This is a genomic window from Sorangium sp. So ce834 (assembly GCF_051521425.1).
Classification (GTDB): Bacteria; Myxococcota_A; Polyangia; order Polyangiales; family Polyangiaceae; genus Sorangium; species Sorangium cellulosum_D.
Genome location: NZ_CP150351.1, coordinates 8,551,124 through 8,577,212, shown reverse-complemented (window position 1 = coordinate 8,577,212; position 26,089 = coordinate 8,551,124). Strand labels below are relative to the sequence as shown.

The following is a 26,089-nucleotide window of genomic DNA, read 5'->3' as shown; positions in this document are numbered from 1 at the left end:
ACTCATCTCAGCCTCTCGATTCGCAGGAGCGGACGGCAGGCAACGTTTCAGGATCTATCGAGCGCATCGCGCGGCGCCTCGCTCGGGGCTGTGTCCGCGCGGGCGGCGATCGCCTGCGCGGGAGCGGCGCGCTGGAACCAGTTGAGCACCGCCAGCGCAAAGACGCCGGTCACGAGCCCCCAGAACGCGGCGCCGATCCCGAACAGCGAGACGCCCGACGCGGTGACCAGGAAGGTGATCAGCGCGGGCTCTCGGGCACGTTCGTCTCTCATGGCGCCGGAGAGGCCGCTCGCGATCGTGCCGAGCAGCGCGAGCCCGGCCACGGCGAGCACGAGCTCTCTGGGAAAGGCCGTGAACAGCATGCCGACCGCCCCCCCGAAGACGCCGACGAGCAGGTAAAAAACGCCGGCGGCCACGCTCGCCAGGTACCGCTTCGCCGGATCCTCGTGCGCCTCTTTGCCCATGCAGATGGCGGCGGTAATGGCGGCGAGGTTCAGCGCGAAGCACCCGAACGGCGCGAGCAGCAGGGTGGTGATACCGGTCCATGTGATCAAGGGCGACACCGGCGTCGCGTAGCCGGAGCCGCGGATGACGACCACGCCGGGGAGGTTCTGCGACGCCATCGTGACGACGAACAGCGGAATCCCCACGCTGATCAGGACGGGCCAGGAAAACGTCGGCATGACGAACGTCGGCGTCGTCAGCGTTAGCTGGGACGACTCGATGCGGAGCAAGCCTTGCCACCATGATACGCCGACGCCGAGGAACAGCACAACGATCACCGCGTAACGAGGCCACAGGCGCTTGCAGAGCAGATAGGCGAAGAACATCGAGAAGACCAGCAGGAACCTGGTCTTCATGGCGGTGAACACGTCCATCCCGAAGCGGACGAGCACGCCAGCCAGCATAGCGGACGCGATCGGCAGCGGGATGCGATCGATCACCCGCTCGAACCAGCCGGTCAGCCCGCAGATGGTGATCAACGCCGCCGAGAGCACGAAGGCGCCGATCGCTTCCGCCATGGATACGCCGGCGAGGCTTGTGACGAGCAACGCGGCGCCCGGCGTGGACCAGGCCGTGACGACAGGCGCTCGGTAACGCAGCGAGAGGCCAATGCACGTGACGCCCATACCCAGCCCGAGCGCGCCCATCCAGGAGCTCAGCTCGGCCGGCGTCGCGCCGGCGGCGCTCGCGGCCTGGAACACGATAGCGGCCGCGCTGGTGAAGCCGACGAGGACAGTGATGAAGCCCGCGACGACGACGGATAGCGGAATCGAGCTCGTCACAGTCCTCGGCATGAACATACATCCACGGCCGCGTCAATCAACCAGCGCTGTCCTGGGCCTGCAGACCTGCCACACCACGCTGCGCCGGATCACGCTGCGCTGCCGCCGGCCTGCCGCGCCGCGAGCGCGGCATCGATGGCGGCCGCCATGTCGTCGAGCCGGCTCGCCGTGAAGATATCGTCCGGCGCGAGGACGTCTGCTCCGAAGCTGTCCTCGATCCGGGAGAGCAGCCGCACCGCCGTCAGGGAGTTCCCGCCGAGCTCGAAGAAATCCATATCAGGGCGCACCGCGCTCGCTCCGAACAGCTCCCGCCAGATGTCGGCGAGGCGCGACTCGATCTCGTTGCGGCTACCCTCCTGCGGGCGCGGCGCGTGCCCCGCGCGAGAGAGCGCCGCGCGCTCGCGGAGGCTGGCCTCGGTGGGAAGGGCGCTCACGAAGATGAAGCGCTCGGGGACAGGATGGCCTGGGAGCTGGCTTGTGATCGCGGCGCGCAGGTCGTCGGCGAGCTTGCGCCGCGTCGGCCAGCGCTCGGCGGGAGCCGCCGCTCCGGCCCGCGCGCCGGCGCGTCGCTTCTGCGCACCGCGGCCGTAGACGGTATAGCAGCCCGTCTTGACCATGCGGGCGTCGCAGTCGTTCGCGACGTCGAAGCCCCGGTCGCCGAGCATTTTCAGGACCTCGGCGAGCCGACCCCCGATGTCGTGTACCTCGATGACGATCTGCGCGACCTTGGCCCACGTCGCTTCGTCCATGCCGCTCAGGACGTCCATCTCGGCCTTTTCAACGTCGATCTTCAGGAGATCGATCTCCTCGATACGTTGGAGCTGGACCACCTGCCGCAAGGTCATGACCTCGACGCTCCGCCGCTCCATCGCCATGCGGTCCGCGACGAGGTCGTCCAGGAGGCGTCCTTCCTGCGCGCCCTCGCCCGTGAGCAGGTAGGCACGGAGCACGTCGCGATCCTCCGCGTCGGCGAAGCGGCCCGACATCACGGTGTTGTTGGGGTAGAAGGTGAACTCGGTCCGACCCGCCTCGCTCCCCATGGCGCAGTTCAGCACCGTGATGTCCGCGCGGTGGATCTCGGCGTTGGCGCGCACCGCGCGGCTGAGCTCGGCGATGGGCTCGACCGCGACGATGCGCGCGGTCGGGCAGGTCTTCGCAGCGAACGTGCTGAACATGCCGATGTTGGCGCCCACGTCGATGATGCACGCATGCTCCGGCAGCTCGATCCCGTGCCGCAAATAGGCGTTGTCGAGGAAGATCTCTCGGTATAGGAAGTCGGTCTCCGTGCGATTCCGCTGCGCGACCAAGAGGTCGGCGCTCGGCTCGTGGAGCGACAGCCCCTCGAGGCGGCCGTCTGCCTCGAGCGCGCACGCGCGCCGGATCTCCCCTGCGCGATGGGCATCCGGGACGATGTAAGCGACGAGCGCGCCAGAATCAGAGCCCCCCGACGCCACGACGGCGTCCTCGACCGCGGCATGACCGCGGAGGCAAGAGGTGAGCGCGCAGTTCACATCATTGTCATTGTGGTTCATGTTCCTGCCCGATTCTTCAGTTCGCTTCGCGAGCGATGAACGCAGCGGCCAGATCACCGAGGCGTGATTCGGCTTCGAACAACGACAGGTGATCCCCGTGCTCTCCCATGTACAACTCTGCGCGCCGCAACTTGCCGGCGACGTAGCGCGACCCATCCGGGTGTGCCGTATGGTCGTCATGGCTCGTGGCCACCAGGGCCGGCTGGTCTACCCGGTCGAGCAGCGACCTGCAGTCATGATCCATGATCGCGCCGTTCAGCCGTCCATAGCGGTAGAGGAGCTCGCCGCTCGCGTAGGGATACATCACGTGATGGGCCATGTCGGCGCGAATCTTGGCGAGCACGGACGGTCGCTTGAACATCTTCTGTAGCCCCGCGGCCTTAGCGCGCCCCCTGCCGGCCATCGTCATGAGCGTCTGCACGTCGCGCTGATGTTGCGTCTTCGGCGCGTCTTCGCCGAGCTCGTAGTCACCGTGCCAGAGGCTCAGCGATGAGATGCGCTCCGGCGCCGTCGCCGCCGCGGCGAGCGCGATCACCGCGCCGCCGCACAGCGCCGTGGCGTGGGCGCGCTCGACGCCGAAGTGGTCCATGACGGCGAGCATGTCGCGCGCCTGCGCCGACACGTCGTGCGCCCGCGCGTCAAACTCGTCCGCCGTGCCCATCGCGCCGAAGAGCCCGCGGCTCTCCCACGTGATGACGCGGAATTCCTGAGCCAGGCGACGCATCCACGGTTCGCACAGGCCGATCGGCATGCCGCACGCCTGAACGAGCACGACCGCCTTGCGGTCGCTCGACCCATCGGCGTAGACCCGCAGCCGGGATCCGTCCCAGGACTGCAGCTCCCGATGCTCGAGCGCCGCCTCGACGCCGTGCGCGCGCGTTCCCAGCGCGACGTCGTCCACGACCATGCGCAGCGCGCGGAGCACGTCAGGAGGCAGCTCAAGCATCGACGCGAGCGCCAGGCGATCGCTGACGATGAGCTCGAACGCGGACAGCGGCGCCGCGTCGCGGTGCAGCACAATACGCCGCGCCGTGGCGCCGTCCGCCAGCCGGTCGAGCAACGCCTGGATCTCGTCACCCAGTTCACCGAGCGTGAGGCCTGCGCCCGCGGGCGCGCCGGGCCCCGACACCGCGACGCGCACCGGCGCGTCGAGCGCGTTCACGAGCGGCGCGACGGATGACATCGAGGCCGCCAGGCGCCGCACCGCCGCGCGGGCGGACGCCTGGGGCTCCTCGTCGTCGCCTGCCAGCGCGCGGCGGTCAGATCCATTCACAGTCGGCAGTAAGGGCATGGTTTAGCTCACCCGTGTTCACCGTGCTCTTCGGCTCGAAGAGCAGGACCTGCGCCTCGCCCGCAGCCACTGGAAGGTGGAGGGTGCCGCGCGGCACGATGGCGAACTCTCCTTCGCGGAGGTTGATGTCGCGGCCCTCGAGCTTGAGCGTGAGCTCGCCCTTGATGACCAGGAACATCTCATCCTCGTCGTCGTGCTTGTGCCATACGAACTCGCCGCTGAACTTGGCCAGCTTGACATACTGGCCGTTCAGCTCGCCCACGATCTTCGGGGTCCAGTGCCGGTCAACAAGCGCGAACTTCTCTGCCAGCGACACGCGCGCGGCGGCCCTCTCGTTCATGCGTGCGCTTCCTGCTGCGCGGAAGCGGCCGTGATGTCCCGCGTGACGAAGCGGTGGCCGAGCGTGGTGCTCGTCGCGATCCGGTTGTGGGTGAACTCGTTTCGGCCGCTGACGAGCACGGCGCCGTACTTCTCCAGGCTCACCTTGCCGCCGTACTCCTCGATGACCTCGGTGTCCGGGTAGATCCTCACCGAGGTGGGCACGTAGCGCGAGACAAAGCCGAGCCGCATATCCTTCGTCTTGCCGCTGTGTGGGTGCGACGCGTGCATGAGCGTGGACCAGAACATAATGAACTGGCCTGGCCGCATCACCATCGACACCGCCTTCGACTCGTCCGGCTGCCAGTCCGGATCTTTCTGCAGCTGGCGGTAGTCGTAACCAAAGAAGCCGCGCCGGGTGCTCCCTTTGTCGACGCTGTTGATCAAGCTCGGATCGTAGTGCATCCTCTTGGTCTCGTCGTAGTACATGGTGCGATGGGTGCCCGGGATGAACTGCAGGCAGCCGTTGTCCACCGTGGCCTCGGTGAACGCCGACCACACCGTGATTGTTCCGCCGAACTCCCTGTCCTCCGGCCACACGATCTGGGGCGAACCGGAGGCGTTGGCGAACGTGTCGGCCTGATGCCAGTCCGTCCCCTCGTCGCCCGGATACTTCGGGAAGAACTCGGTGCGCCAGCACAGGACGTTCGGCCCGAGGATGCTCGCGACGCGGTCGACGATCTGCGGCCGGCAGATGTGCGACGCAAGGAAGGCGTTGTCGAGGTGGCGGTCGTAGTTCGCGATGTTCGTCACGCCGGACTTGGCCGCTTCGTCCTGATAGATGGCGGCGCTGCGGTCAAGCATCCTGAGCCGCTCGCGCCGCCACAGCTCCTTCATCTCCTCCGGCTCGTAGAGCGTGAACGGGCCGGCATAGCCGCGTCGGTGAAATTCGCTGGCCTCCTCGGGCGTCAATGAAAAGGTGGAAGCCTTCCCAGAAACAGTGCTCATTGCTTGACTCTCAACGGTTATTTGTTGTTCAGCGCCTTGTCGATGCTGCTGGCGAGCTGCGCGATCGTCGCGCCGTCGCCCATGACGGCGGGATCCAGATCCGTGCCGAACCGGTCGTTTACCCGCCCGAACATGCGGATGAGCGCGAGAGACGTGCCGCCAAGATCGAAGAAGTCATCGTCCTTGCCGACGCGCGGCACGTCGAGGATCTCCCGCCAGAGCGCCTCGACCCACATCTCGGTCGGGCTCGTGGCGCTGACCCCGGTGCTCTCCAGGCGCTGGCCCGCCGCAGGCGCAGGGAGCGCGGCTCGGTCGATCTTTCCATGGGCTGTGAGCGGCAGCGAGGCCATGGCCACATAGGCCGACGGCCTCATGTGGACCGGCAGCGCCGCGGTCGCTCGCGCCTGCAGATCGGCGCCGATCTTGCTCGCCCAGGAGATATCGAGCTGAACGCCGGGCCGTGGCACCAGATAGGCGACGAGCCGGACGTCCCCGTCGCCGTAGTCGTGGGGCACGACGACGCTCGCGAGCACCTCGGGGTGGCCGTTCAGGCACAGCTCGATCTCGCGCGGTTCGATGCGGAATCCGCGCACCTTGATCTGATCGTCGGTGCGCCCGAGATAGGCGTACTCGCCGTTCGGCCTGCGCACGACCCGGTCGCCTGAGCGGTACAGATGCGTGCCGTCGGCGTCCCCGAACGGGCTGCGCAAGAAGCGCTCGGCGGTCAACTCCGGGCGATTCAGGTAGCCGCGCGCCACGCCCGCACCGGCGACGTAAAGCTCGCCCGGCACGCCGTCGGGAACGGGCTGCCCTGCTTCATCCAGGAGGTAAAATCGCAGGTCCGGCAACGGGACGCCGATCGGGCTGATCTCGGGCTCGGCGAGATCTCCTCGGACGACGGGCCGGTACGACGCGTGGACCGTTGTCTCCGTGATCCCGTACATGTTGATCAGCTGCGGGTGCTGGTCGCCGCGGCGCGCCATCCACGGCGCGAGCTGCTGGGTGTCCAGGCGCTCGCCGCCGAAGATCACGAGCCGGAGCGACAGCGCAGCCGGCGAATCGCACGCCAGATCGGCCGCGACGAGCTGACGGAACGCCGACGGCGTCTGGTTCAGGACGGTGACGCGCTTTTCGTGGAGCAGCGCCAGGAACCGCGCCGGAGATCGCGACACGTCGAACGGCACGACGACCAGCCGCCCACCGTAGAGCAGCGCGCCCCAGATCTCCCAGACGGAGAAGTCGAAGCTGATCGAATGGAACATCGTCCATACGTCGCGCTCGTCGAAACCGAACCACGCGTGGGTCTGCTCGAACAGCCGGACGACATTGCGGTGCTCGACCAGCACTCCTTTCGGCTTGCCGGTCGAGCCGGAGGTGTAGATCACGTACGCAACGTTGCCGTCGGAGACGCTCGCCGGCGGCGAGCCGGAAGGCGCCGCTCCGACGGGCGCCGGATCCTGGTCGGCGAAGACGACCTTCGCCTCGCAATCGCGCAGGCCGAGCGATGCGATGCGCGATACGCTGACGATGACGGAGACGGCGCTGTCGCGAATCAGGAGCTGAACTCGCGCCGGCGGGTAGGTCGGATCGATGGGCACGTACGCGCCGCCTGCCTTCAATATGGCGAGCAGCCCGACGATCATGTCGATGCTGCGGTCGACGTAGAGTCCCACGAGTACATCCGGACCCACGCCCAGCGCTCGCAATGTGCACGCGAGCCGGTCGGCGCGCGCGTTCAGCTCGCCATAAGAGATGTCGTCCTCCGGCGTGCTGACGGCCACGCGCTCCGGATGGGCCAGCGCGATCGCCGTGAAGATCTCGTGCAGGCACTTCCCGGGCGACCGCTGAACCTGCTCGCCCAGCGCCCGTCCTCGCGACCCATTATTGGTCTCAAGCATTGGTATTTCCTCTAGAAATTGGCAATGGGCAGCAAGAGGGGCGCTGCCCCGTCGACGCATTGCCGGCGCGCCGCGCAACGCAAGAGGAGCGACGCCCTAAAGGCATTGCAGCGCGATGCGCGTTCACGTCGCGCCGCGAATGCCGATTGGCGTCGGTGTACTCTTGAAGTGCACGAGCCGATGCAAGCGGCGCCGCGGATTGAGCCCGCCCCCCGAGCGTATGGCTATTCCTGTCAGGGACAGTACTAAGTTCGTTGCTCTGGTTGGTCAAGAAACATTTTTTGTGTTCCGGTCGAGCGTGTTGTGGCGTGGGGGTGACGGGCTGGAAAATTGGCGTTGAATCGGAAAATTACAACGGCGCTCGTGACGCATTCGCGCGCTGATCGCGCGAATGCGCGGTGTTTCTGGTGCCCGCGCCGCGTACAGCCCTCGATCGGCGGTAGCACGAACGCGACGCGCGCGGGATCGTCATCGGGGGTGGGATCCATTGGATCGCCGCCATGGAGCATGGGTCGGCCGACGCTGCCGTGAAACCTGCCCGACACATTCGTCCGCTCGCTCAGCTCGGCGCGATTCGGTACGTCTATGCTGAATTCCGTGACCTCCTGGAAGAGCAGGTCGTGGTGAGCGGTGCGCGGACCCGCCCGGCTTCGCGCGTGGCGATGCGAGCGAACGCACTCTTGCGTTCCATGTGCCTGAGTTCCACACGGCGGGACCGCCGACCCCGAGGATGAAACGCGCGGCCTCGACGCGCGCAAAGACACGGTGGCCTGCGCGCGCGTCCTGATCGACGGCAAGGTGGAGCGGTCGTTACGGATGTTCGGGGCCACGGCGAGCGAGGTGTTGGCCCTGGCGGACTGGCTCGACGAGCAGGGCTGCAAGCTCGTGGCCATGGAGGCTACGGGCGTGTACTGGAAGCCGGTCTGGCCCGTGATCGAGGGGCGCTTCGGATCAGCAGAGCGTCGACCAGGCGCTCTGCTCGACGTCGTGCTGCCAGGGTTGCGCCGCGAGCTGCGGGAGGCGACCTACCCGGGCTCGCCGGGGTCGGTCGGAGGACAGATGAAGGGCAGCGTCAGGCTACGAGGCGTTCCGGCGCGACTCGTTGTTCTTCGTCTCCGACGTCGACGTGGCGCCGATCGAGGCCGCGCCGCCGGACGTGCCCGCGGCAGCGCCGGTCGAGCCCGCCGTCGAGCGCTCGCTCGACGACAGCCCGGAGCTCGTCTTCGCCTCGCCCTGCTGCTGCTCGCGGTAGAGTCGGATCTCGTTCCGCACGTCGGTCACGCCCGAGATCCGCTCGGCGAGCATCTCGAGCTGGTGCTTGAAGCGGCGCTCGCGGACGGTGCCGGTGAGGACGACCTCGCCGTTCTGCACCTTCACCTCGACGTCGCTCGCGTCGAGATCCGGGTGATCGGAGATATGGTCGCAGATGTCCTCCCGGATCCGCTCGTCCGAGCGCTTGTATCCCTTGGGCGGACGGCCGCGCGAACCCCCGACGTCTCCGCCCACGGTGCTGAGGAAGCTCCGGCCGCCGGAGCCCTGTCCGCCGGACTGGTAGCCTTGCCCGCCGGACTGGTAGCCCTGTCCGCCGGACTGGTAAGGGGAATGGCCCTGATCGCGGACGCGGGGCTCCTGGCCCTCGTACCCGCGGCGCTCGCTCCAGCCGCGCTCGTCGTCGGCCCACTGCCGGAGGCCGCCCCGGGCTCCGTAGCCTTCGCGCTGGCCGCCGCCGAAGCCTCCCTGACCACCGAAGCCGCCCTGGCCGCCACCAGATCCACCCTGGCCACCGAATCCACCCTGGCCGCCGTGGTAACCCTGGCCGCCATAGCCGCCCTGGCTGCCGCCGAATCCGGCCTGACCGCCATAGCCACCCTGGCCGCCGCCGTAGCCGCCCTGGCCGCCGCCGAAGCTGCCCTGGCCGCCGCCGAATCCGCCTTGCCCGCCGAAGTCGCCCTGGCCGCCATAGCCGCCCCGGCCGCCGCCGAAGTCACGCTCGCCGCCGAAGTGGCCCTGACCGCCAAATCCGCTCTGGCCGCCGCCGTGGCCGCCGAGTCCACCCTGGCCACCGAAGCCGCCCTGGCCGCCATAGCCGCCCTGGCCGCCGCCGAATCCGCTCTGGCCGCCGCCGTAACCGCCTTGGCCGCCGCCGAAGCCGCCTTGGCCGCCGTAGCCGCTCTGGCCGCCGCCGAAGTGACCTTGGCCGCCGTAACCGCCCTGGCCGCCGCCGACGCCGCCCTGGCCGCCACCGAAGCCGCCCTGGCCGCCGCCGTAGCCACGCCTGGAGCCAAGATCGTCGCGACCTCCTCGCTGGAAGTCATCGCGGTAGCCGCCCGACGCCTGGCGCTGGCCTCCGAAGTCCTCGCGCTGGGACCAGCCGCGATCCTGCCGGCCCTCCCAGCCGCGCTCGCCGCCGTAACCGCGCTCGCCGCCGTAGCCGCGCTCGCCGCCCCAGCCGCGCTCACCCTCGTGACCGCGGCCGCCGAGCTCCCGCTGAGCCCATCCGCCGCGGAAGTCCTCTTGGCCACCTCGGGCATGGCGCTGATCGTCTCGCTGGACGACTTGCTCGTAATTGCCACGATGCCCGTAGCTAGCATCGCCGGCGGCTCCGCGCTCGCCTCGATATCCCTCATCGCCTCGCTGCCCCTGGTGTCGCCCAAACCTCTCCTCGTCGCGTCCCCGCTCGTCGTTATGTTCCTCGTCGATCCATCCCTGACGATTCGGCATGACTCCTCCGCCTTTCTTGCGACACAGCAGCGAAACCGCGTCGCCCACGTTCGTGGTCCAGTCGACGCTCGAGGGCACGAGGGGCAACGGCGATCGGGCCGCCTGCTCTGCGCGCCTGTCCGTTGCCGCGTGACCTGAAGAACCGAGGCCTCGATGCCCCAGCGCGGCCCCGCATCGCAAGGGGTATTCCAGAACAGGCAGGGCGGTGTTTCGGTCCGTTTTCAGGAAGAACACGCCCGCCGCGCACGCGCCGAGGTGCAAAGTGCCTCACGTCAGGGCGGCAAAGCGTCCCATCGAGACGTTGTGCCACAGCGACATCGCGAGTTAGGGCTCCCCCCGAGAATGCCTAGGGAGTCCACGGATGCTCTCTCGCGCAGCGGCGCGGGCTCTGTCGATCGAGGCATGGATGGCCGCGGGCGACGACCCCGGGGCAGCTGCCCCGGACACCGATTCGCGCCGTCGACATGCTGTCGAGCTCGGTGTCCGACGCACGTGCTGCCGAGCTCGGCGCCCGATGCAAAGGCTCGGGCTGCCCGGTCACATTTCTAGCTCATTTCTAGCTCATTCCGTGCCGAGCCGCTCTCGCGGTAGAGCCCGGCTGCCGTGCCGGGCACGCCCCGCGACCTTCCGGACCGGGCGCGATGTTGCCGGGGCGTTGACTCCCAGCCGTCCGGACTCGACCATTCCGCGCGCATGAGCCAGCAGCATCGATCGTCGAAGGATGTCCTCGACCGCCGCACCCTCGCGGGCGATCACCGCCGCCTGGCCGAGCTGCTCCGGCCGGGCCAGTCGGTGCTCGACGTCGGCTGCGGGACGGGCGCCATCACCGCGGGCATCGCCGAGGCCGTGCAGCCGGGCGGCGAGGTCCTCGGCCTGGACCGGGACGCGGAGCTCCTCGCGCGGGCGGCGGCGCGCTTCGCCGGCCGGCCCGGCCTGTCCTTCGCGTGCGGCGACGTGCTCGCGTTCGACGCCGAGGCGCGCTTCGACGTGGTGACCGCGGCGCGCGCGCTCCAGTGGGTGCCTCGCCTCGACGAGGCGCTCGCGCGCATGGTGCGGGCGACGAAGCCGGGCGGCCTCGTCGTCGTGCTCGACTACAGCCACGAGCGCCTGCGCTGGGATCCCGAGCCCCCCGCGTCGATGCGGCGGTTCTACGCGGCGTTCCTCGCGTGGCGCGCGGGCCTCGGCCTGGACAACGCGCTCGCCGACGACCTCGCCGGGCGCCTCGCGGCGCACGGGCTCGAGGCCGTCCGCGTCACGGACCAGGACGAGCGCTTCCGGCGGGGCGATCCGGGCTTCGCGGCGGCGCTCGACATCTGGCTCCACGTCATCGACGGCTGCGGCCCCGCGATGATCTCGGCCGGCGCGCTCACCGAGCCCGAGCAGGGCGAGGCGCGGCGCGATTACGCGGACTTCTGCCGCGACGTCGCGGCGGGCCTGGTCATGGTCCTCCGCGCGGTCGAGGGGACGAAGCCGGGCAGGTGAGCGCCCTGAGCCGCCGGCGGTCGCCCGGAGCCCGCCGGCGGTCGCCCGGAGCCCGCAGGCGCCGCCGATCACCTCGGCGCGCGCAGCGCCTCGAGGATCCCGTCGAGCCGCTCGATGATCGCCCGGCCCTGGTCGTCCGCGCCCTGCGGCGCCCCGAGCGCGGAGGCCGCGAGCGCGGGGCCCATCGTCATCGCGAAGGAGGCGATCGCCTTGCCCGCGGCGGTCTGCGCGAGCCGGTCGGCGTAACCGCCGGACACGCAGGTCGAGATGAACAGGACCGCGTCCAGGAAGCTCGCGCACCGCGGGTTCTCGCCGTGCTCGGCCTGGTAGAACAGGGTCGAGCACCCGACGAGCATCACCGCCAGCGCGTCGAGGGGGTCGCGCGTCATCGCGCTCCGGAAGCGCTGCTTCAGCCGGTCGTACGAGAGCTCGCCCGCTCCCCCCGCGGCGAGGCCCAGCGCGAGCAGGGCGACCGCGCCGCGCAGCCGCTCGTCGCGGCCGAGCGGAGGGGCCGCGGCCGCGACGTCCTCCACGATCTTCCTCGCGGCGAGCGCTGATCGATCTCCCAAGGCGTGCCCTCCCGGCCGCGCCGCGGGTCACGGCGCAGGCTCCATGTCTCGCACGGACGCGGGCCGGAGGGAACCGGCCGCTCGCCTCACCGAAAATTCATGCGCGTGACACGCACCCGCGACTACCCTCGCGCCTTCCTCGGAGCTCCCATGCCGGCCCAGAGAAGCGTGACGAGATGGCTCGAACGGGCGCCCGCCCCGGTGTTCACCGCCTTCGCCGTGTTCGCCGCGTTCGCGACCTACTTCTGCATGTACGCCTTCCGCAAGCCGTTCGCGGTGGGGACCTTCAAGGGCGCGGTCGCGCTGCCGCTGCTCCCGGATCTCGATCTGAAGAGCCTCTACATCATCGCGCAGGTGCTCGGGTACTGCGCCTCGAAGTTCCTCGGCATCAAGGTCGTCTCCGAGATGCGGCCCGAGCGGCGCGCCCTCGCGATCCTCGCGTGCATCGGCGTGAGCGAGGCCGCGCTCGTCCTGTTCGGGCTCGCCCCCGCCCCGTACGCGGCGCTCTTCCTCGTGCTGAACGGGCTGCCGCTCGGCATGATCTGGGGGCTCGTCTTCGGCTTCCTCGAGGGCCGCCTCGTGAGCGACCTGCTCGGCGCCGGCCTGTGCGCCAGCTTCATCGTCGCCAGCGGCTTCGTGAAGACCGTCGGCAAGCTCACGCTCGGCTGGGGCGTGCCGGAGGTCTGGATGCCCGCGGTGACGGGGGCGCTCTTCTTCCCGCCGCTGCTCGTCTCGGTGTGGATGCTCGCGCAGATCCCGCCGCCCACGGCGACCGACGAGGCGCACCGGACCCGGCGCGCGCCGATGGATCGCGCCGCGCGGCGCGCGTTCGTGCTGGCGAACGCGGGCGGGCTCGCGACGCTGGTCCTCGGCTACATCGTGCTCACCGCGTACCGCGATTTCCGGGACAACTTCGCCCGCGAGATCTGGGACGCCCTCGGCTACGCCGATCAGCCGGCGATCCTGACGACGGCCGAGATCCCCGTGGCCATGGGCGCGCTCCTCTCGGTGGCGGTGATGATGGGGATCCGGAGCAACCGCAAGGCGCTGCTCGCGGTGCACGGCATCATGCTCGCCGGCGCGCTGCTCGCCGGGGTGAGCACGGCGCTCTACCAGGCGGGCGTCATCGGGCCCGTGGGCTGGATGATCAGCGTCGGGCTCGGGCTCTACGTGGGGTACGTCCCCTACAACTGCGTGCTCTTCGACCGGCTCATCGCGGCGGTGGGCTCGGTGGCGACGGCGGGCTTCCTGATCACCGCGGCCGACGCGTTCGGGTATCTCGGGAGCGTGGTGCTGCTGCTCTACAAGAGCTTCGGCCAGGCGAAGCTCTCGTGGCTCGAGTTCTTCCTCGGCTTCAGCTACGCGACCGCGTTCCTCTGCGCGGCGCTCTTCGCCGCGTCGGCGGGGTACTTCTGGCTGCGCACGCGCGCCCCGGCCGCGGCCCCGCGGCCGGCGCTCGACGCCTGAGGGGGTCGCGGGGTCGCGCCGAACAGCACGGTGCTGGTCCGCGCCGAGACCCGAGGCGCGCCGCCCGCGCGGCGGCCCCTTCAATCGCCGCGCTCGGTGCGCGCCGTGCCGTCGAGGAGGCGCGCCATGCGGCTCCGCAGCTCCGACAGCTCGCTCCTGAGGATCGCGACGTCCTCCTTCCACGTGAGCAGGGAGGGCCCGTGCTCGTCTTGCGCGACGGACGAGCGAATGAGCTCGGCGTAGCGGTCCACCTGCTCCTCGAGGCGCCCTTCGCGGAACGGGCCGTCGAGTAGGTCCCGGACCGCGCTCCGGTAGCCCTCGAGGTCCTGGCTCAGGGCGCTGAACAGCACGTCGCAGCCGGGCGCGCGAACGCGGGCATTGCCGTCCTGGACCGGGACGTCTTCGTCGCATGTGGCCGGCGTCTCCGTCCAGTGGGGCACCGTGCCGAAGAAGCGCGAGCCCCCCACGCTCAAGGTGTTGTCGAGATCCCACGGGACGATGCGGAACTTGCCCGACGAGGGCCCTTCGTAGACGAAGTAGTTGTGGTTTGCGGCGGAGCCGTCCGCGCCGACGTAGAAGGTCGTGATCCCGTCCCAGTTCAAGATGGCGTCGTCGACGGCCATGTAGCGCTGCAGCTCGTGGACATCCATCCACCGCGACAGGGCGGCGAGGCGCTCCGCGCCCTCGGCGGACGCGAGGTCCTCCGCGAACGCGATGAAGCGGTCGTGCGTGGCCTCTTCTTCGTTCGTCGTGATCTTCTCGGCGTAGTACTCGGGGTCGACCGAGACCGGCCAGGCTGCCTCGTACAGGCTGCCGTCCGGATCCTCGGAGAGCTCGTTCTCCGTGAAGCGGCCGTCGACGTCCTCCACCATCGCGAAGAGGCCCAGCGGCTCGCCGTTCACGTGCAGCGTGGCCCACGCGCTCCTCGGGGCGACCACGCCCATGTCCCTGTAGAGACCATAGCCGAGCCGCTCGTGGAGCTTCGTGCGATCGTGAATCATGGCGTGGAAGTTCAGGCGCTTCTGCCGGTAGAAGCGCTTGCCGTCGACGTACTCGTCGAACCTCACCTTCATGCTGAGCTTCGGGCAGGGGAACGGCTGCGGCTCCTCGAAACACAGCTCGAGGGTGCCGTAACCGCCTTTGAAGCGCAGGCCCACGGGGCCCAGGCTGCTCTCCCTGAAGCAGGCCTCCGCCTCGACGTACTCCTCATCGAGCGCGTTCGCCTGGAGCGCTGCCCAGACGTCGTCGCGAAGCCGGAAGTCGAAGCGCGGGACGTCGCTGGCCGCGTACAGCGCGCTCGGGTCGCCGTCGGCCATCGCGGGGTCCGCAGGATAGCATGGCAGCGTCGCCACCCGCCCGCCGTTCTCGGTAGCCTCATCCCCGCAGCCCGCGCCCAGCGTGGAGAGCGCCAGCGCGAGCAAGATGCGATACGTTGGTTTCATCAGTCGCTCCTGCGCCCTTTGACCGGCTTCACGGCGGGTGCGTAACCGAGGACACCGAGCACGTCCGCTGCCTCGGATCTCACGATCACCTCGGCATCACGCAATAAAAAGGGTTGAAGCGGATCTACGCGGCCTTCGCCGGCTTCGGATTCAGCTGGAGGAAGCGGCGCTGGTAGGCGTACGAGCGAAAGCGGATCTGCAGCGGCGGCTCGTTGCCGCTCTTGATCTCGAGCGTCGCGCCGTCGTCGTGCTCGGCGCAGTGCGGGATGCGCAGCGTGTAGCTCGTGCCGCCGCCGGTGCGCACCGCGATGCTCCCGAGCGCGAGCCCGGCCGCGGCGACGGCCACGTTGGTCCCGGTCTGGCCGTCGTGCGCCTTCGCCTCGATGCCGCGAGTCGCCGGCTTCGCGCACACGCAGCAGCCTTCCGGCCAGCGGATCGTCTCGCTCGTCACAGGCACCGGAAAGCCCGGCTTCGGGTGGACGTAGTCGTCGGCGAGCACGGTGAGGACGCGCTTGTCGACGAGGTACGCGGCCTGGCACTTGTCGCAGAACGCCGGGTCCTCGGTGTGGTTGAGCTCGATCTCCGCGAGCGTCGCCTGGCAGCGCGGGCACGTCGCGGTGCCGGCCAGGTCCCTGGCGACGAGGAGCGCCCCGAACGCGAACACCGCGAACCCGAGGCCGCCGACGAGACAGAGCAGCCACAGCGGACCGGAGCGGCCGATCATCGCGCGGAAACAGAGGAACGAGAGGCCGGCGAGCACCGCCGTGATGACGGCATACTTGATGGTGGAGCCCGTGTTGCGGGTCACGGTGGACGTCATGAGCGCGACTTTAGCGCCGGTCGACCCTCGAGCGCGCGCCGAACGCTGTCGCGGAAAGAGGGGACAGGGTAGGAGGGGTGCGCGTCCAAACGCCTTCCGGCAGTGCAGTGCCATCCTGCCTCACATGCCCGTCGACGTCATGCCGGAAGCGCGACGCCGTCTCGATGCGCCGGAAAACTGTCGAGGCGCAGCCGATGTGTCAGCGGATCTGCCTGAGCAGCGCTTCACGCTCGCGGGCGAGCCGGCCTCGCGGGAATTCCCGCGCGTGGGCCTCGAGCAGCCGGCGCGCTTCGAGGTCGGCGATGGCATTGTGCGCGTCCATCGCGCTCCGGGCGTCGCGGATCAAGCTCCACTCGCGCTCGCTGACGGTGCTGCGCGCCTCGCTTCCCGGGGCTGAGGCACGAGGAGCGGTCGCGATCGGCGGCGCGGGCGTCTGGTCGACGGCGGCATGAGCGCGCGCGTCGGCGCGGTACGTTGACGGCGAGATCTCGCGGCCGGCGGGTGCGACGGGCGCGGCGATGGAGCTCGTGCCGCCTTCTTGGGCGGGAGCGGCTCCCTCCTGCCCCATCGGCGCGGTCCCCGGAGCACGCATCGCTGCAGGCAACAGCCACGGCTCCAAGCTGGGCGATACCTCAGCGACGAGCGTGCCGGTCAGGACGACGAGCGCCCCCTGAACGATGATCCGCAGGATCCCGCGGCCCAGCGCGGTCGGCCACGAATCGCGATGGTGCCACCCGAACGCGAGCGGCACGCATGCATCCCCATCCCGCCCGCGCGCACGTTCCTCGGCGATCCAGCGGCGCTTCTCCTCTTTCAAGCGCTCGAGCGCCCGGCGGTGCTGCGTCTTCACCGCCTCCGTCGTGAGGCCCAGCTCGGCGGCGATCTGGGCGAGAGGGATCTCCTCGAGGTCGTGCCTGATCAAGAGGTGCCGGTACTTCGGGTCCACCCGGTCGATCAGGGTGCGCATGCGCGCGCGCCGCTGCCGCCCGCGGAGCAGCTCCTCGGGGTCCGGGAGCTCGGCTCGCGTTTCGCTCTGGTCGAGCGACGTCAGGACCTCTCCTCGACGGCGCGCCCTGCGCACGTGGTCGCGCGCTTGGTTGGCGGCAATCGCGACGCGGTAGGCCGCCGGGGCCCCACCCAGGTCGACCCGCCGGTCCGCTTCGAGCCCGCGCAGCAGCGCGTCTTGCGCGACGTCCTCGGCGTGGCGCGCAGGGACGCCCAGACGCCGTGCGATGCGCCGGAACAGCTCGAAGCCGCTGGAGAGGCTCGCTGGCTTGTCCATGCCGGTAGCACGCCTGAGCCGACCCCTCGGGGTCAGCAAAACGCATGGGCGAGATGACTTTGGTCAGATGATGTAGGTGTCGCTGCTGCCGTCCCTAACCCTGGTTGGCTACGGGATGACCAGCGCCCGGGGACGATCGGATCCCTTCCGCTATCCGTCCAAAAATTCTCGCCCATAGCGCTGCTTTCAGCATTGGGTCTCGGTTGACTGACGGAGCGCGCCCGGCGTAAGTACCGTCTCTACATGCGTTACGGCGGGCACCTGCTGTCCATTCTTCTGGCGTTTGGCGCTTCAACGGGCTTGGCCAGCTCGGCCGACGCGGAGGAACGGCATCCGACGCCGACAAGCACGGATGGATCGACGGTGAAGGACCTTGTTCGACGTGCTCGGAAAGCGCGCAAATCAGGAAAGTTGAACGAGGCCTACGACGCCTACAAGGCGGCTTTCGACGCTGCAGAGGCGGTGCCCAGCGCAAGCCAGGAGCGCGCGGAGATCGCCGGCGAGCTCGGTCTCTGTGAGCTCGCGCTCCGCAAGTACCGTGACGCGGCGGAGCACCTGACGTGGAGCCTCGAGCAGGGCCATGCGCTCACGGACGACGTTCGGACACGATTCGAAGCCGGACAGGCGAAGGCGGCGTTCTACCTCATTCGCGTCCTGCTGTCCGTCGATCCGCCCGACGCCGAGGTGTTCATCGATGGCAAGGCCATCGGTCGGACCGCGCGGACCTACAAGCTGTTCCTCGATCCCGGACGCCACATGGTGCGGGCCCGCGCGCCTGGCCGTGAAGACGCGCTGCATGTGGTCAGCGCCGACGCGGGCACGGAGATCGAGATCGCGATGCAGCTGCCGCGCGTGGCCGTGAGCGGCGCCAAGGAAGCGCCGGCGACGCCGAAGGCCTTGAGCGCTGCGCCGGCTGCGCGCCCGCGGGCCCCGAGCCCGTGGGCGTCCTGGCCGGGGACGCTGCGCATCGCGGGAATCACGGTCGCGACGGCCGGCGTGTCGGTGGGCGCCGTCCTCATGATTCGTGCGGGCAGGCTTGACGACGACCTGAGCGCCCGGCGTGACTTGCTCCTGAGCGAGCCGTCGTCGAGCTCGTCGATGTGCTGGCAAGCGCCTCAGAGCTCGCCGTGCGGCGAGCTGGCGCGCCTGCAGGACGCGCGCAACCTGTCCGGCCGCGCGGGTCTGGCGATGGTCATCGCCGGCGGTGTGGTCGGTGCGGTGACCGCCGCGTCCTTCTTCACGGACCTCTCCTTCCTGGGATCCTCGCCGGGTCGGGATCGGGTCCATGTCTCGCCCGTGGCGAACGGGAACGAAATCGGTGCGCGAATCGAGGGGCTGTGGTGAGCACACGGGGAGCCGGGGGGATGGGGGCGCTGGCACGCCGAGGCGCTGTGACGTCGGTCGCCGCTGTCGCGGTCTGCGTGTGGGGAGCGAGCACGCTGGCAGCTTGCACGTCCTATTCCGATGATTGCGGGGAAAAGCTGGCGTGTCCTCCCGGTCCGGAACTTCCCCCCGACCCGTGCGCGGGAGAGCCCGGCACGGCGCCGGCGCTCGACCAGTGCGGGGTGTTCGTCAGCGAGCGCGGCGACGACAAGAACCGTGGCACGAAGCGCGCGCCGGTGAAGACCTTGCAACACGCGATCGGGCTCGCCGCGAGCGGACGAGGCAAGGGCGAGGCGCCGACGCGACGCGTGTACGCATGCGGCGGGGAGTTCGAGGAGGCGGTCACGCTGCCCTCGGGCGTCGACCTGTGGGGCAGCCTTCGTTGTGAGGCCGGCGAGTGGTCGTACGGGTGGTCGCTCGACGGGCCGAATCACCCGACGACCATCGCTCCTCCGGTGGGGATCCCGCTGCGCGTGATCACGGGAGAGAAGGAGGAGACATCGACGATCCTCGGCGTGCGCGTCGTGGCGGCGGATGCGTCCGCGGTCGATGGGAAGTCGTCGATCGCGATGATCCTCAGCCCGGGAGCCAGGGCAAAGGTGGTGTCGAGCGAGGTCATCGCGGGCAACGGCAAGGACGGGGAGCCCGGGGACGATGCGCCTCAGGAGCGGGCGAAGGATGGCGAGGAGGGGAACCATGGCGCGTCGGCCTGCACGGCGGACTTCACGGTCGGGGCCCGGCCAGCCGTGACGGCGTGCGACGATGGCACCGAGTCCATCGGCGGATACGGCGGCGATGGCGAGCTCGATAGGGGCCGCGACGGTGCTCCAGGACAGCCGGAGCCGGCGGAGAACCCCGAGGGCAACGGCCTGGAAGGCAGCGGCGCGGACAGCTCGAGGTGCACGGACGGCGCACGCGGCGCGAAAGGCGCCGACGGAGGTCGCGCTGCCGGCGCTGTTGGCGCAGGCCAGCTGACCGTCAACGGATGGATCGGGGTCCGGGGTGACGATGGTGAGAGGGGCGGGGTCGGCCAGGGCGGAGGCGGCGGTGGCGGCAGCAAGGGGCGAGGCGACATGCTCGGGTGTCCGACGGGTCGCCCCCAGGGCGGTGCCGCCGGCGGTTCCGGGGGGAGCGGCGGCTGCGGCGGCCAGGGAGGGCAGGGGGGTGGATATGGCGGCGCGAGCATCGGCATCGTGGCGTTGCAGGGGAGCGCGTTGATGCTCGAGGCCACGGTGGTCACGGCGGGACGTGGCGGCCGCGGAGGGGTCGGCGGAACGGGCCAACCGGGCGGCATCGGTCGACCGGGTGGCCTTCACGGGCAGGGCTACGACGGTTCATGGGATGCGTGCGACGGCGGTCTCGGGGGCGACGGCGGCCGCGGCGGTGATGCCGGCGGTGGCCTCGGGGGCCCTTCGTACGGCGTGGCGTCCATGGCTGCCTACGTGAGCTTCGCGCCGGACGCATTTACAACCACCGGAAAAGCTGGGGACGGTGGTCCCGCAGGCAACGCGTCTGCCGGTGACCCCGTGGGCAAGGGAGGCCCTGGCCAGTCCCTGCCCTACGTTCAGTTCGCTGCAGCCGACCCTGGACCGCCCCGCTGAAGAGCCCGAGATACGCCGCGTAACATCGAGGGAAAGCCATGCGAATCACAAGAGCGCGCTACCTGTCCCCTGCGCTGCTGCTCATCGCCGGCGGCTGCGGCACCGCACCGGGCCCCAACGACACCGGCGGAACGGCGTGCGAGGGCGCATCGTCGTGTCAAGGCGAGGCGCCGCCGGAGTCGGTCTGCCTCGAGAGTCTCGCCGCCGGTGTGCTGGAGGACGGCTGCGGGGTGTTCGTCGGCGGCTTCTTCGGCAGCGGGGACGATGCAAACCCCGGCACGAGGGACAAGCCGCTGCGCACGCTGCAGCGCGGCGTGGAGCTCGCCCGTACCGGACGAGGACGCGTCTTTGCATGCAATGACGGGTTCTTCCAGCCCCTCACGTTGCCGTCGGGGGTGGACCTGATCGGGGGATTCCACTGCTTGAACTGGGAGCGCTTCCGCGCGGGGCGCCCGCTGCTTCAGGGTAACGATGAAAACATCCTCCTCACCGTCGTACCTGCGAGTGCCGATGACACGGGCGCCGCGGACGGGGTCTCGACGATCGTCGACATGGGGCTGCAAGCAGCTGGGCCGATAACCATGCTTGTTCAGTCCAACACGGTAGTGGAGTTCATCCGAAGCATGATTCACAGCTCCTCTGCATGGGGTGGCCGCGATGGCGAGGAATGGCCCTGGCCATACCAGGCAGCGACTGGCCTCGATGGCGTGTACGGTGGGGACGCGTGCTCCGCGGCCACCGTGGCCGGCGGGGCCGCAGCGATGCGCTCTTGTGACGATGGGCTTCCGAGCATGGGCGGCAAGGGCGGGGACGGAAAACCCGAGGACCCCGAGCGGGGGGACGACGGCATGCCGATCCCGATGCCGAACCCCACGAACTCCGGACGGGGTGGGAGTGCGGACCGCGAAAACGTTGGCTGCTCCCACGGGTTCGATGGGGCCCCCGGGGATTTGGGAACGCTCGGCGCGGCCGGCGAGGGTATCGGGCGCATCAGCGAGGCGGGATGGGAGGGGGGGCGCGCAGGCGACGGCAGCAGGGGCATGCCGGGCCAGGGCGGCGGCGGAGGCGGCGGCCGTCGAGGCGGTCTCGCCGCGTGCGGCGTGGCCTCGAAGGGAGGCGCGGGCGGCGGGTCCGGAGGCGCCGGCGGCTGCGGCGGGCGGGGCGGCCGAGGGGGCGAGAACGGTTACCCGACGATCGGCATCATTGCGCTGCACGCGAGGCTGACCGTGCGCGACAGCGAGATCATGACGCTCGAGGCGGGTCCGGGCGGCGACGGTGGGGAGCCCGAGCGAGGCGGCAAGGGTGGCCGAGGCCAACTGGGCGGCGCAGTGGGGGACGGCACGTGGTCCTGCTCCGGCGGCGACGGAGGCCCGGGAGGCGAAGGCGGCTACGGCGGTCCTGGGCGCGGCGGCGACTCGATCGGCATCGCCTACCTGGACGAGGACCAGCTCACGCTCGAGAACGTCACCTACGAGCTGGGCCCTCCGGGCAAGGGCGGGACCAGCTGGGATTGGTCCGGTACCATGGTCACGGGGGAGGACGGGATCGCCGTCGAGACGCTTCGTTTCCCTGACTGAATATCGCGCTCCTCACGTGCCCGCCCCGCGTCCTGGCCCTCGGCCAAGGTGCGCTGGCGAGCGGCGCGTCTGCGTGCTCCGTTACGCTGCAGGCCCTTGTTGGGCGGCGTACCTGGGCATCATCGTCATTCGAGAGACGTGTCAGACAGAGCGCCGCTGTGGGGAGCGGTTAGCTCCTCGATCGTGCAATTGCTGCGAAGCCACAGCGCAAACTGGTGGTTCAGCCTGCGCAGCTCTCGTAGGTTTCCCAGGCCGACCCCGCGCAGCTCCGCGATCGCGGTCCGGTCCGAGATGTCTCGCGTCGTGAGGGCGACGATCGGTGGCGTTGACGCCGGCGGCTCGGGCCGATTGACGACGTTCATGAACGTGTGTGTTCCCGGCTCTACCCAACCCATGAGGCTGACGGTCGAGAGCGTCAGTGAGGGCTCCTCGCGGCTCACGACGCAGCTGGCGTATTGCGTGTATACCGAGTGAAACCAGTGCCAAGCATCCTTCTTGCTCCGATCGTCGTCAAGAGGACCAACCGCCTCTTCATAGGCTTTCCACCCTGCGAGGACGACGCGACGCGCGCACGCGTCGAGCATGCTGAAGTCCTCATTCGTGAAGATGGCCCACTTCTGGTAAGGGCTTCCGAGGCTGGAATTCTGAAGGAACGGCTCGGCCAACGTGAGCGGGAAGTAGTCGCCCAGAGCGTGCTCGGCAGCGTTCACCATGTCCCCGAGCAGGTGGTAGACGACGAGCGCCAGCGAGCCGCAAGGACGCTTCCGGGCTACCGTGCTGATGCACATGACGTACTCGGACAGGGTGGGAAGCCCTTCAAGCATCATTCCCTCGCTCCCCGAGGTGCGCCGAGAGAGAGCTCCTCCATGTGCGAATGTGACCCGTGCATCCTTCGGCATTTCCTCCGATGCCCAACGGCTCGGGGCTGTGCACATCCTGCGGAAGCGCAGCTCAGAACACCTCTCGCCCGCCCCGCCCCTGGCCAACGCCTCACCACGTCCCGCCGCACCCCTCGAACCCCTCCGCCTCCGGCTCCGGCGCCATCGCCCCCTCGCCGCCGTACGCCGCCCGCAGCGCCCCCGTGAGCGCTCGCCCCCGCGCGATCTCGCCCAGGACCTCCGCGCCCTCCGTCGCCGTGCGCTCGTAAGACCCGTAATTCACGGTGTAGAGCCCGAACCTCGGCGCGAACCCCTCGGCCCACTCGAAGTTGTCGTAGAGGCTCCAGTGGTAATAGCCCCGCACGTCGACGCCCTCGCCGCGCGCGCGCTCGATCTGCTCGAGGGCCCGCACCACGACCTCGGCCCGCCGCTCGCCCACGCGCGTCGCGATCCCCGACTCGGTGACCACGAGCGGCAGGCCGGGATAGCGCGCGCCGAGGTCCGTGAGCGCGCCGTACAGGCCGGGCGCGTGGTGCTCGTAGCGCATCGCCGGCACGCAGAACGTCGGGTCGACCGGCGGCACGCACGCGCCGAAATCGAGCCCGTTCACGCACGGCGTGAGGTTCAGCACCGGCACGAGGCCGCCGTCGCCCGTCACGCCGGCGCGGAAGTAGTACTGGACCCCGAGCCAGTCGAGCGTGCCCCGCAGGCCAGGCAGCTCCAGATCGGGCGCGCCGTCGAGATCGCTGTCCAGCCTGCCGCTCACGACAGCGTCGACCACGAGATGGTTGTAGACATAGGCCATGCGGTCGCGCGCCGCGACGTCCTCGGGATCGTCGCTCACCCGGTGGCTCCGCGCCGGGACCCACTCGCCGACCGAGAGCGACAGCCCCACGTCCGCCGCGCTGCCGTCTCGGTCGGCGTCGACGACGTCCGCCTCCTTGAGCGCCCGGTACGCCGCCGCGTGCGCGAGCAGGTAGTCGCGCAGCACCGGGACGAACTCGCCGAGCAGGTCGCCGAGCAGGGCCTCCTTCCCCGGGGGAAACACGCCCACGCCGTAGGCGGCGAGCAGGTAGTTGAACGGCTCGTTCAGCGTTCCCCAGTCGTCCACCCGGTCGCCGAAGCGCGCGGCGAGCAGGGCCGCGTGCTCGGCCATCTCCTCGATCACGAGCGGCCCGCCCTCGGGGTGCCCGAGGCCGCAGAGGTTGTCGTCGCCCGGCCCGCCCGCGCAGTCCGTGCGCCGCGGATCGTCGACCCAGACCGGGTTCGAGAAGTGGTGCAGCGTGATCACGGGGCGGATCCCCGCGGCCACGAGCGCGTCGAGGAGCCGGTCGTAATGGGCGAGCGCCTCCTCGTCGATGACGTCCCGCTGCGGCTCGACCCGGGCCCACTCCACGCTGAACCTGTACGAGTCGAGCCCCATCTCCTGGAGCAGCGCGACGTCCTCGATCGCCTTCGAGAAGCCGCGCGAGGCGTCGCCCACGAACTCGGCGCCCCGGCCCAGGCCGCCCTCGGCCCTGGGCAGCGTGAACACGTACCAGTCGGTGGTCGGGTTCCGGTCCTCGATCTGGGTCGCGGCGCTGGCGGCGCCCAGGCGGAAGCTGCCCGCGCCGGGCGCGCCGGCGAGCGGCCCGGGGCCGGCGTACGCGATGTCGGGCAGCGGCGGCGGCGCCGGCGCCACGGCCTCCTCGGACGAGCAGGCCGCGGCGGCGAGCGCCAGCGCGGCGAGGGCGGAGAGGCCGCGGGCGCGGCGGGCGTCGCGAGCGCGCGTGCCGCGGGCGTGCATGGCGAGGACGGGGCTCAGTTGACCGGCGGGATCTCGGTCTTGCAGCCGACGTTGAGCTGGACCTGCCCGCCCGCCTGGAACCGGGTGCAGGTCGCGGGGCACATCACGATCTTCGTCGGCGAGCCGCCGGTCGCGGGGTCGACGTCGTAGTACCAGCCGCCGGCGGCCGCGTCGCAGCGCGCCTCTTCGGCCACGTAGAAGATGGTCGTCGGGGCGCCGCCGTCCGTCGGCGTGTGCTGGACGTTGAGCGTGTCGTAGTCGAGCGTCTGCCCGGAGGACGGCGCCGGGACCTGGTACTCGCACGCCAGGCTCTTGCCGCGGATCGCGGTGAGCGCGTCGAGGAAGGCCTGCGTCACGTCCGAGCTCGTGTCGATGAAGAAGGCCGACTCGGTCCCGCCGCCCACGGCGATGCGGTCCAGCGTGGCCTGGGCGCCGTCGTCGTCGCCGTCGAAGACGCCGATCACGAAGGTGGAGATGCTCGGCGTGCCGTTCAGCGCCCCGGCCGCGAGCCCCGCCAGGCCGTCGGCGTCCTTCGGGCTGCACTCGGTGGGCATGCCGTCGGTGGCGAGGACGGCGACGACCCGGTGGGTCGGGTTCTGCTCGGCGTGGGCGCGGGCCTGCGCGAGCGCGCCGGACAGGGCGCCGGCGGTGGGCGTGCCCCCGACCGGATCCTTCCGGCCGATCGACCGGATGAGCACCTCGGCCGACGTTGCGTCGAGCGGCGTGATGGGCACGGCGGGCGTCGCGTAGTCCTCGACGACGCACGAGTCCGGGTTCGCGCACTGGCTCCGGGTGACCCTCATGCACGTGCCCCCGTTGCCCTCGCAGGCCGCGCCAACGTCCGCGCACAGCCGGTTTCTCCGGGAGCAGACCCCGAGGTCCACGCATGTGTCGCCCGCGGCGCAGTCCGCGTTGGTGACGCAGACCTGGGTCTGCGTGGAGGTGGAGAACGCGTCGTGACAGACCCGGAGCGCGCACGGCCCGTTGTCGCCGCACTCCGCGTTGCTCGAGCAGCTCGAGGGTACGTCGTCGTCCGGCAGCGGGAAGTACTGGAGCCCGACGCCGAGCCCCACCGACTGCTCGTCGGTGAAGAAGGCCTCGAGCGCGTCGGTCACGGCGTCCCACTTGGTGACGCCCCTGCTGAGCGGCTCGTCCATCGACCCCGACGCGTCGAGCATGATGTAGAGGTCGAGCGGCACGAGCTCCGCGGTGCTCGTCTCGCCCGCGCACGAGGCGTCGCCGCCGGCGCCCTCGCCCGCGCCGCTGCTGCTCGCGCCGTTGATCCCTCCCGGCTCGTCGGTGCCGTAACCGGTCGACGAGCTCGGCCCCGAGCCGTTCTCAGAGCTCGTCCCCGAGCCTGCGCCGTCCCCCGTCGACGCGCCCCCGGTCCCGCCGCCGGAGACCGAGCCATCGGCCCCACCGCACGCCGCGAAGATCACGCAGATCCCTGTCGCGGCGAGCGCCACCATCGTTGAGCGGTTCTCCATGAGCAGAATCCAAACACCCTGACCGGTCCTTGTCGAGCGCATCGATCCGACCCTCGTCGGGATTCTGGCCCAATGTGGTGCGGGGTGAGACGTCTTCCGGCGAGGTGCGTGGAACCCCGCAATTCAAGGCTGGTTCAGCGCGCAGGAGAGCTCTGAAGCACGGATGGATCGAGGCCAGCGTGCTTTGGAGCACAGGGGCGCTCTGGCGCAGAGGCGAGCGCCCGAATCGGGGCTGCTCCGGAGCACAGGGGTGCTGTGGAG

At 70.1% G+C, this 26,089-nt stretch carries 20 protein-coding genes; 6 read left to right on the top strand and 14 right to left on the bottom strand.

The annotated features are described in order from the left end of the window. Nucleotides 1-47 precede the first annotated feature (47 nt). From WMF20_RS31185 to WMF20_RS31155, 7 genes are all read right to left on the bottom strand, one after another. Complete coding sequence (locus WMF20_RS31185; RefSeq protein ID WP_437605515.1) at nucleotides 48-1,298, bottom strand: benzoate/H(+) symporter BenE family transporter; 1,251 nt, start codon at nucleotides 1,296-1,298, stop codon at nucleotides 48-50. Nucleotides 1,299-1,375: 77 nt separating this feature from the next. Further along, the gene (locus tag WMF20_RS31180) at nucleotides 1,376-2,818 is read right to left on the bottom strand and encodes an FkbM family methyltransferase (protein WP_437617189.1); all 1,443 of its coding nucleotides are present in this window, start codon (nucleotides 2,816-2,818) and stop codon (nucleotides 1,376-1,378) included. Nucleotides 2,819-2,834: 16 nt separating this feature from the next. After that, the gene (locus WMF20_RS31175) at nucleotides 2,835-4,109 is read right to left on the bottom strand and encodes an alpha/beta fold hydrolase (RefSeq protein ID WP_437605514.1); all 1,275 of its coding nucleotides are present in this window, start codon (nucleotides 4,107-4,109) and stop codon (nucleotides 2,835-2,837) included. Beyond that, nucleotides 4,078-4,449, bottom strand: coding sequence for a cupin domain-containing protein (locus WMF20_RS31170; RefSeq protein WP_437605513.1), 372 nt, complete (start codon nucleotides 4,447-4,449; stop codon nucleotides 4,078-4,080). The genes WMF20_RS31175 and WMF20_RS31170 overlap by 32 nt, the downstream gene beginning before the upstream one ends. After that, nucleotides 4,446-5,435, bottom strand: coding sequence for a chlorinating enzyme (locus tag WMF20_RS31165; RefSeq protein ID WP_129577811.1), 990 nt, complete (start codon nucleotides 5,433-5,435; stop codon nucleotides 4,446-4,448). The genes WMF20_RS31170 and WMF20_RS31165 overlap by 4 nt, the downstream gene beginning before the upstream one ends. Before the next feature lie 17 nt (nucleotides 5,436-5,452). Next, on the bottom strand, nucleotides 5,453-7,411 hold the full coding sequence (locus tag WMF20_RS31160) for an amino acid adenylation domain-containing protein (protein WP_437605512.1): 1,959 nt from the start codon (nucleotides 7,409-7,411) through the stop codon (nucleotides 5,453-5,455). A gap of 999 nt (nucleotides 7,412-8,410) precedes the next feature. Then, nucleotides 8,411-8,839 (bottom strand): BON domain-containing protein, encoded by a 429-nt coding sequence (locus tag WMF20_RS31155; protein ID WP_437605511.1) that lies wholly within the window; start codon nucleotides 8,837-8,839, stop codon nucleotides 8,411-8,413. A gap of 96 nt (nucleotides 8,840-8,935) precedes the next feature. On the opposite strand from WMF20_RS31155, the gene WMF20_RS31150 reads away from it, so the two are divergent. Next, nucleotides 8,936-10,192 (top strand): hypothetical protein, encoded by a 1,257-nt coding sequence (locus tag WMF20_RS31150; RefSeq protein ID WP_437605510.1) that lies wholly within the window; start codon nucleotides 8,936-8,938, stop codon nucleotides 10,190-10,192. 555 nt (nucleotides 10,193-10,747) lie between these two features. Beyond that, nucleotides 10,748-11,536, top strand: a complete 789-nt coding sequence (locus WMF20_RS31145) for a class I SAM-dependent methyltransferase (protein ID WP_129577809.1) — start codon at nucleotides 10,748-10,750, stop codon at nucleotides 11,534-11,536. 68 nt (nucleotides 11,537-11,604) lie between these two features. Here the strand turns inward: WMF20_RS31145 and WMF20_RS31140 are convergent, their stop codons facing one another. Beyond that, nucleotides 11,605-12,105, bottom strand: coding sequence for a hypothetical protein (locus WMF20_RS31140; protein WP_437605509.1), 501 nt, complete (start codon nucleotides 12,103-12,105; stop codon nucleotides 11,605-11,607). Between the two features lie 150 nt (nucleotides 12,106-12,255). Here WMF20_RS31140 and WMF20_RS31135 point away from each other — a divergent pair, with 150 nt between their 5' ends. Continuing rightward, nucleotides 12,256-13,572 carry a DUF5690 family protein gene (locus WMF20_RS31135; protein ID WP_437605508.1) on the top strand — a complete coding sequence of 439 codons (1,317 nt, stop codon included), beginning with the start codon at nucleotides 12,256-12,258 and terminating at the stop codon, nucleotides 13,570-13,572. 80 nt (nucleotides 13,573-13,652) lie between these two features. On the opposite strand, the gene WMF20_RS31130 is transcribed toward WMF20_RS31135, so the two are convergent. The 3 genes from WMF20_RS31130 to WMF20_RS31120 form a co-directional block, all read right to left on the bottom strand. Beyond that, entirely contained in the window at nucleotides 13,653-15,014 is a 1,362-nt protein-coding gene (locus WMF20_RS31130) for a CotH kinase family protein (RefSeq protein ID WP_437605507.1), read from the bottom strand. A gap of 124 nt (nucleotides 15,015-15,138) precedes the next feature. Beyond that, nucleotides 15,139-15,834: a hypothetical protein gene (locus WMF20_RS31125; RefSeq protein WP_437605506.1), complete on the bottom strand. Its 696-nt coding sequence runs from the start codon at nucleotides 15,832-15,834 to the stop codon at nucleotides 15,139-15,141. A 199-nt stretch (nucleotides 15,835-16,033) separates the two neighbouring features. Beyond that, nucleotides 16,034-17,116, bottom strand: a complete 1,083-nt coding sequence (locus WMF20_RS31120) for a sigma-70 family RNA polymerase sigma factor (RefSeq protein ID WP_437605505.1) — start codon at nucleotides 17,114-17,116, stop codon at nucleotides 16,034-16,036. A gap of 243 nt (nucleotides 17,117-17,359) precedes the next feature. On the opposite strand from WMF20_RS31120, the gene WMF20_RS31115 reads away from it, so the two are divergent. The 3 genes from WMF20_RS31115 (at nucleotide 17,360) to WMF20_RS31105 (ending at nucleotide 21,677) form a co-directional block, all read left to right on the top strand. Then, nucleotides 17,360-18,460 (top strand): PEGA domain-containing protein, encoded by a 1,101-nt coding sequence (locus tag WMF20_RS31115; RefSeq protein WP_437605504.1) that lies wholly within the window; start codon nucleotides 17,360-17,362, stop codon nucleotides 18,458-18,460. Between the two features lie 221 nt (nucleotides 18,461-18,681). Further along, entirely contained in the window at nucleotides 18,682-20,100 is a 1,419-nt protein-coding gene (locus tag WMF20_RS31110; protein ID WP_437605503.1) for a hypothetical protein, read from the top strand. A gap of 38 nt (nucleotides 20,101-20,138) precedes the next feature. Then, nucleotides 20,139-21,677: a hypothetical protein gene (locus WMF20_RS31105; RefSeq protein WP_437605502.1), complete on the top strand. Its 1,539-nt coding sequence runs from the start codon at nucleotides 20,139-20,141 to the stop codon at nucleotides 21,675-21,677. A gap of 125 nt (nucleotides 21,678-21,802) precedes the next feature. Here WMF20_RS31105 and WMF20_RS31100 read toward each other — a convergent pair whose 3' ends face one another. From WMF20_RS31100 to WMF20_RS31090, 3 genes are all read right to left on the bottom strand, one after another. After that, on the bottom strand, nucleotides 21,803-22,504 hold the full coding sequence (locus WMF20_RS31100; RefSeq protein WP_437605501.1) for a hypothetical protein: 702 nt from the start codon (nucleotides 22,502-22,504) through the stop codon (nucleotides 21,803-21,805). A 163-nt stretch (nucleotides 22,505-22,667) separates the two neighbouring features. Next, nucleotides 22,668-24,341 (bottom strand): glycoside hydrolase family 1 protein, encoded by a 1,674-nt coding sequence (locus WMF20_RS31095; RefSeq protein WP_437605500.1) that lies wholly within the window; start codon nucleotides 24,339-24,341, stop codon nucleotides 22,668-22,670. Nucleotides 24,342-24,355: 14 nt separating this feature from the next. After that, a complete protein-coding gene (locus WMF20_RS31090) occupies nucleotides 24,356-25,828 on the bottom strand; it encodes a hypothetical protein (RefSeq protein WP_437605499.1) in 1,473 nt (490 codons plus the stop codon). Between the last annotated feature and the right edge of the window lie 261 nt (nucleotides 25,829-26,089).

What these genes read in the sequence shown, in the direction of transcription:
- WMF20_RS31090 (WP_437605499.1), bottom strand. Translation starts at nt 25,828, where the DNA reads ATGGAGAACCGCTCAACGATGGTGGCGCTCGCCGCGACAGGGATCTGC.
- WMF20_RS31170 (WP_437605513.1), bottom strand. Translation starts at nt 4,449, where the DNA reads ATGAACGAGAGGGCCGCCGCGCGCGTGTCGCTGGCAGAGAAGTTCGCG.
- WMF20_RS31125 (WP_437605506.1), bottom strand. Translation starts at nt 15,834, where the DNA reads ATGACGTCCACCGTGACCCGCAACACGGGCTCCACCATCAAGTATGCC.
- WMF20_RS31175 (WP_437605514.1), bottom strand. Translation starts at nt 4,109, where the DNA reads ATGCCCTTACTGCCGACTGTGAATGGATCTGACCGCCGCGCGCTGGCA.
- WMF20_RS31115 (WP_437605504.1), top strand. Translation starts at nt 17,360, where the DNA reads ATGCGTTACGGCGGGCACCTGCTGTCCATTCTTCTGGCGTTTGGCGCT.
- WMF20_RS31150 (WP_437605510.1), top strand. Translation starts at nt 8,936, where the DNA reads ATGGCCCTGATCGCGGACGCGGGGCTCCTGGCCCTCGTACCCGCGGCG.
- WMF20_RS31180 (WP_437617189.1), bottom strand. Translation starts at nt 2,818, where the DNA reads ATGAACCACAATGACAATGATGTGAACTGCGCGCTCACCTCTTGCCTC.
- WMF20_RS31165 (WP_129577811.1), bottom strand. Translation starts at nt 5,435, where the DNA reads ATGAGCACTGTTTCTGGGAAGGCTTCCACCTTTTCATTGACGCCCGAG.
- WMF20_RS31145 (WP_129577809.1), top strand. Translation starts at nt 10,748, where the DNA reads ATGAGCCAGCAGCATCGATCGTCGAAGGATGTCCTCGACCGCCGCACC.
- WMF20_RS31120 (WP_437605505.1), bottom strand. Translation starts at nt 17,116, where the DNA reads ATGGACAAGCCAGCGAGCCTCTCCAGCGGCTTCGAGCTGTTCCGGCGC.
- WMF20_RS31185 (WP_437605515.1), bottom strand. Translation starts at nt 1,298, where the DNA reads ATGCCGAGGACTGTGACGAGCTCGATTCCGCTATCCGTCGTCGTCGCG.
- WMF20_RS31095 (WP_437605500.1), bottom strand. Translation starts at nt 24,341, where the DNA reads ATGCACGCCCGCGGCACGCGCGCTCGCGACGCCCGCCGCGCCCGCGGC.
- WMF20_RS31100 (WP_437605501.1), bottom strand. Translation starts at nt 22,504, where the DNA reads ATGATGCTTGAAGGGCTTCCCACCCTGTCCGAGTACGTCATGTGCATC.
- WMF20_RS31105 (WP_437605502.1), top strand. Translation starts at nt 20,139, where the DNA reads ATGCGAATCACAAGAGCGCGCTACCTGTCCCCTGCGCTGCTGCTCATC.
- WMF20_RS31130 (WP_437605507.1), bottom strand. Translation starts at nt 15,014, where the DNA reads ATGAAACCAACGTATCGCATCTTGCTCGCGCTGGCGCTCTCCACGCTG.
- WMF20_RS31135 (WP_437605508.1), top strand. Translation starts at nt 12,256, where the DNA reads ATGCCGGCCCAGAGAAGCGTGACGAGATGGCTCGAACGGGCGCCCGCC.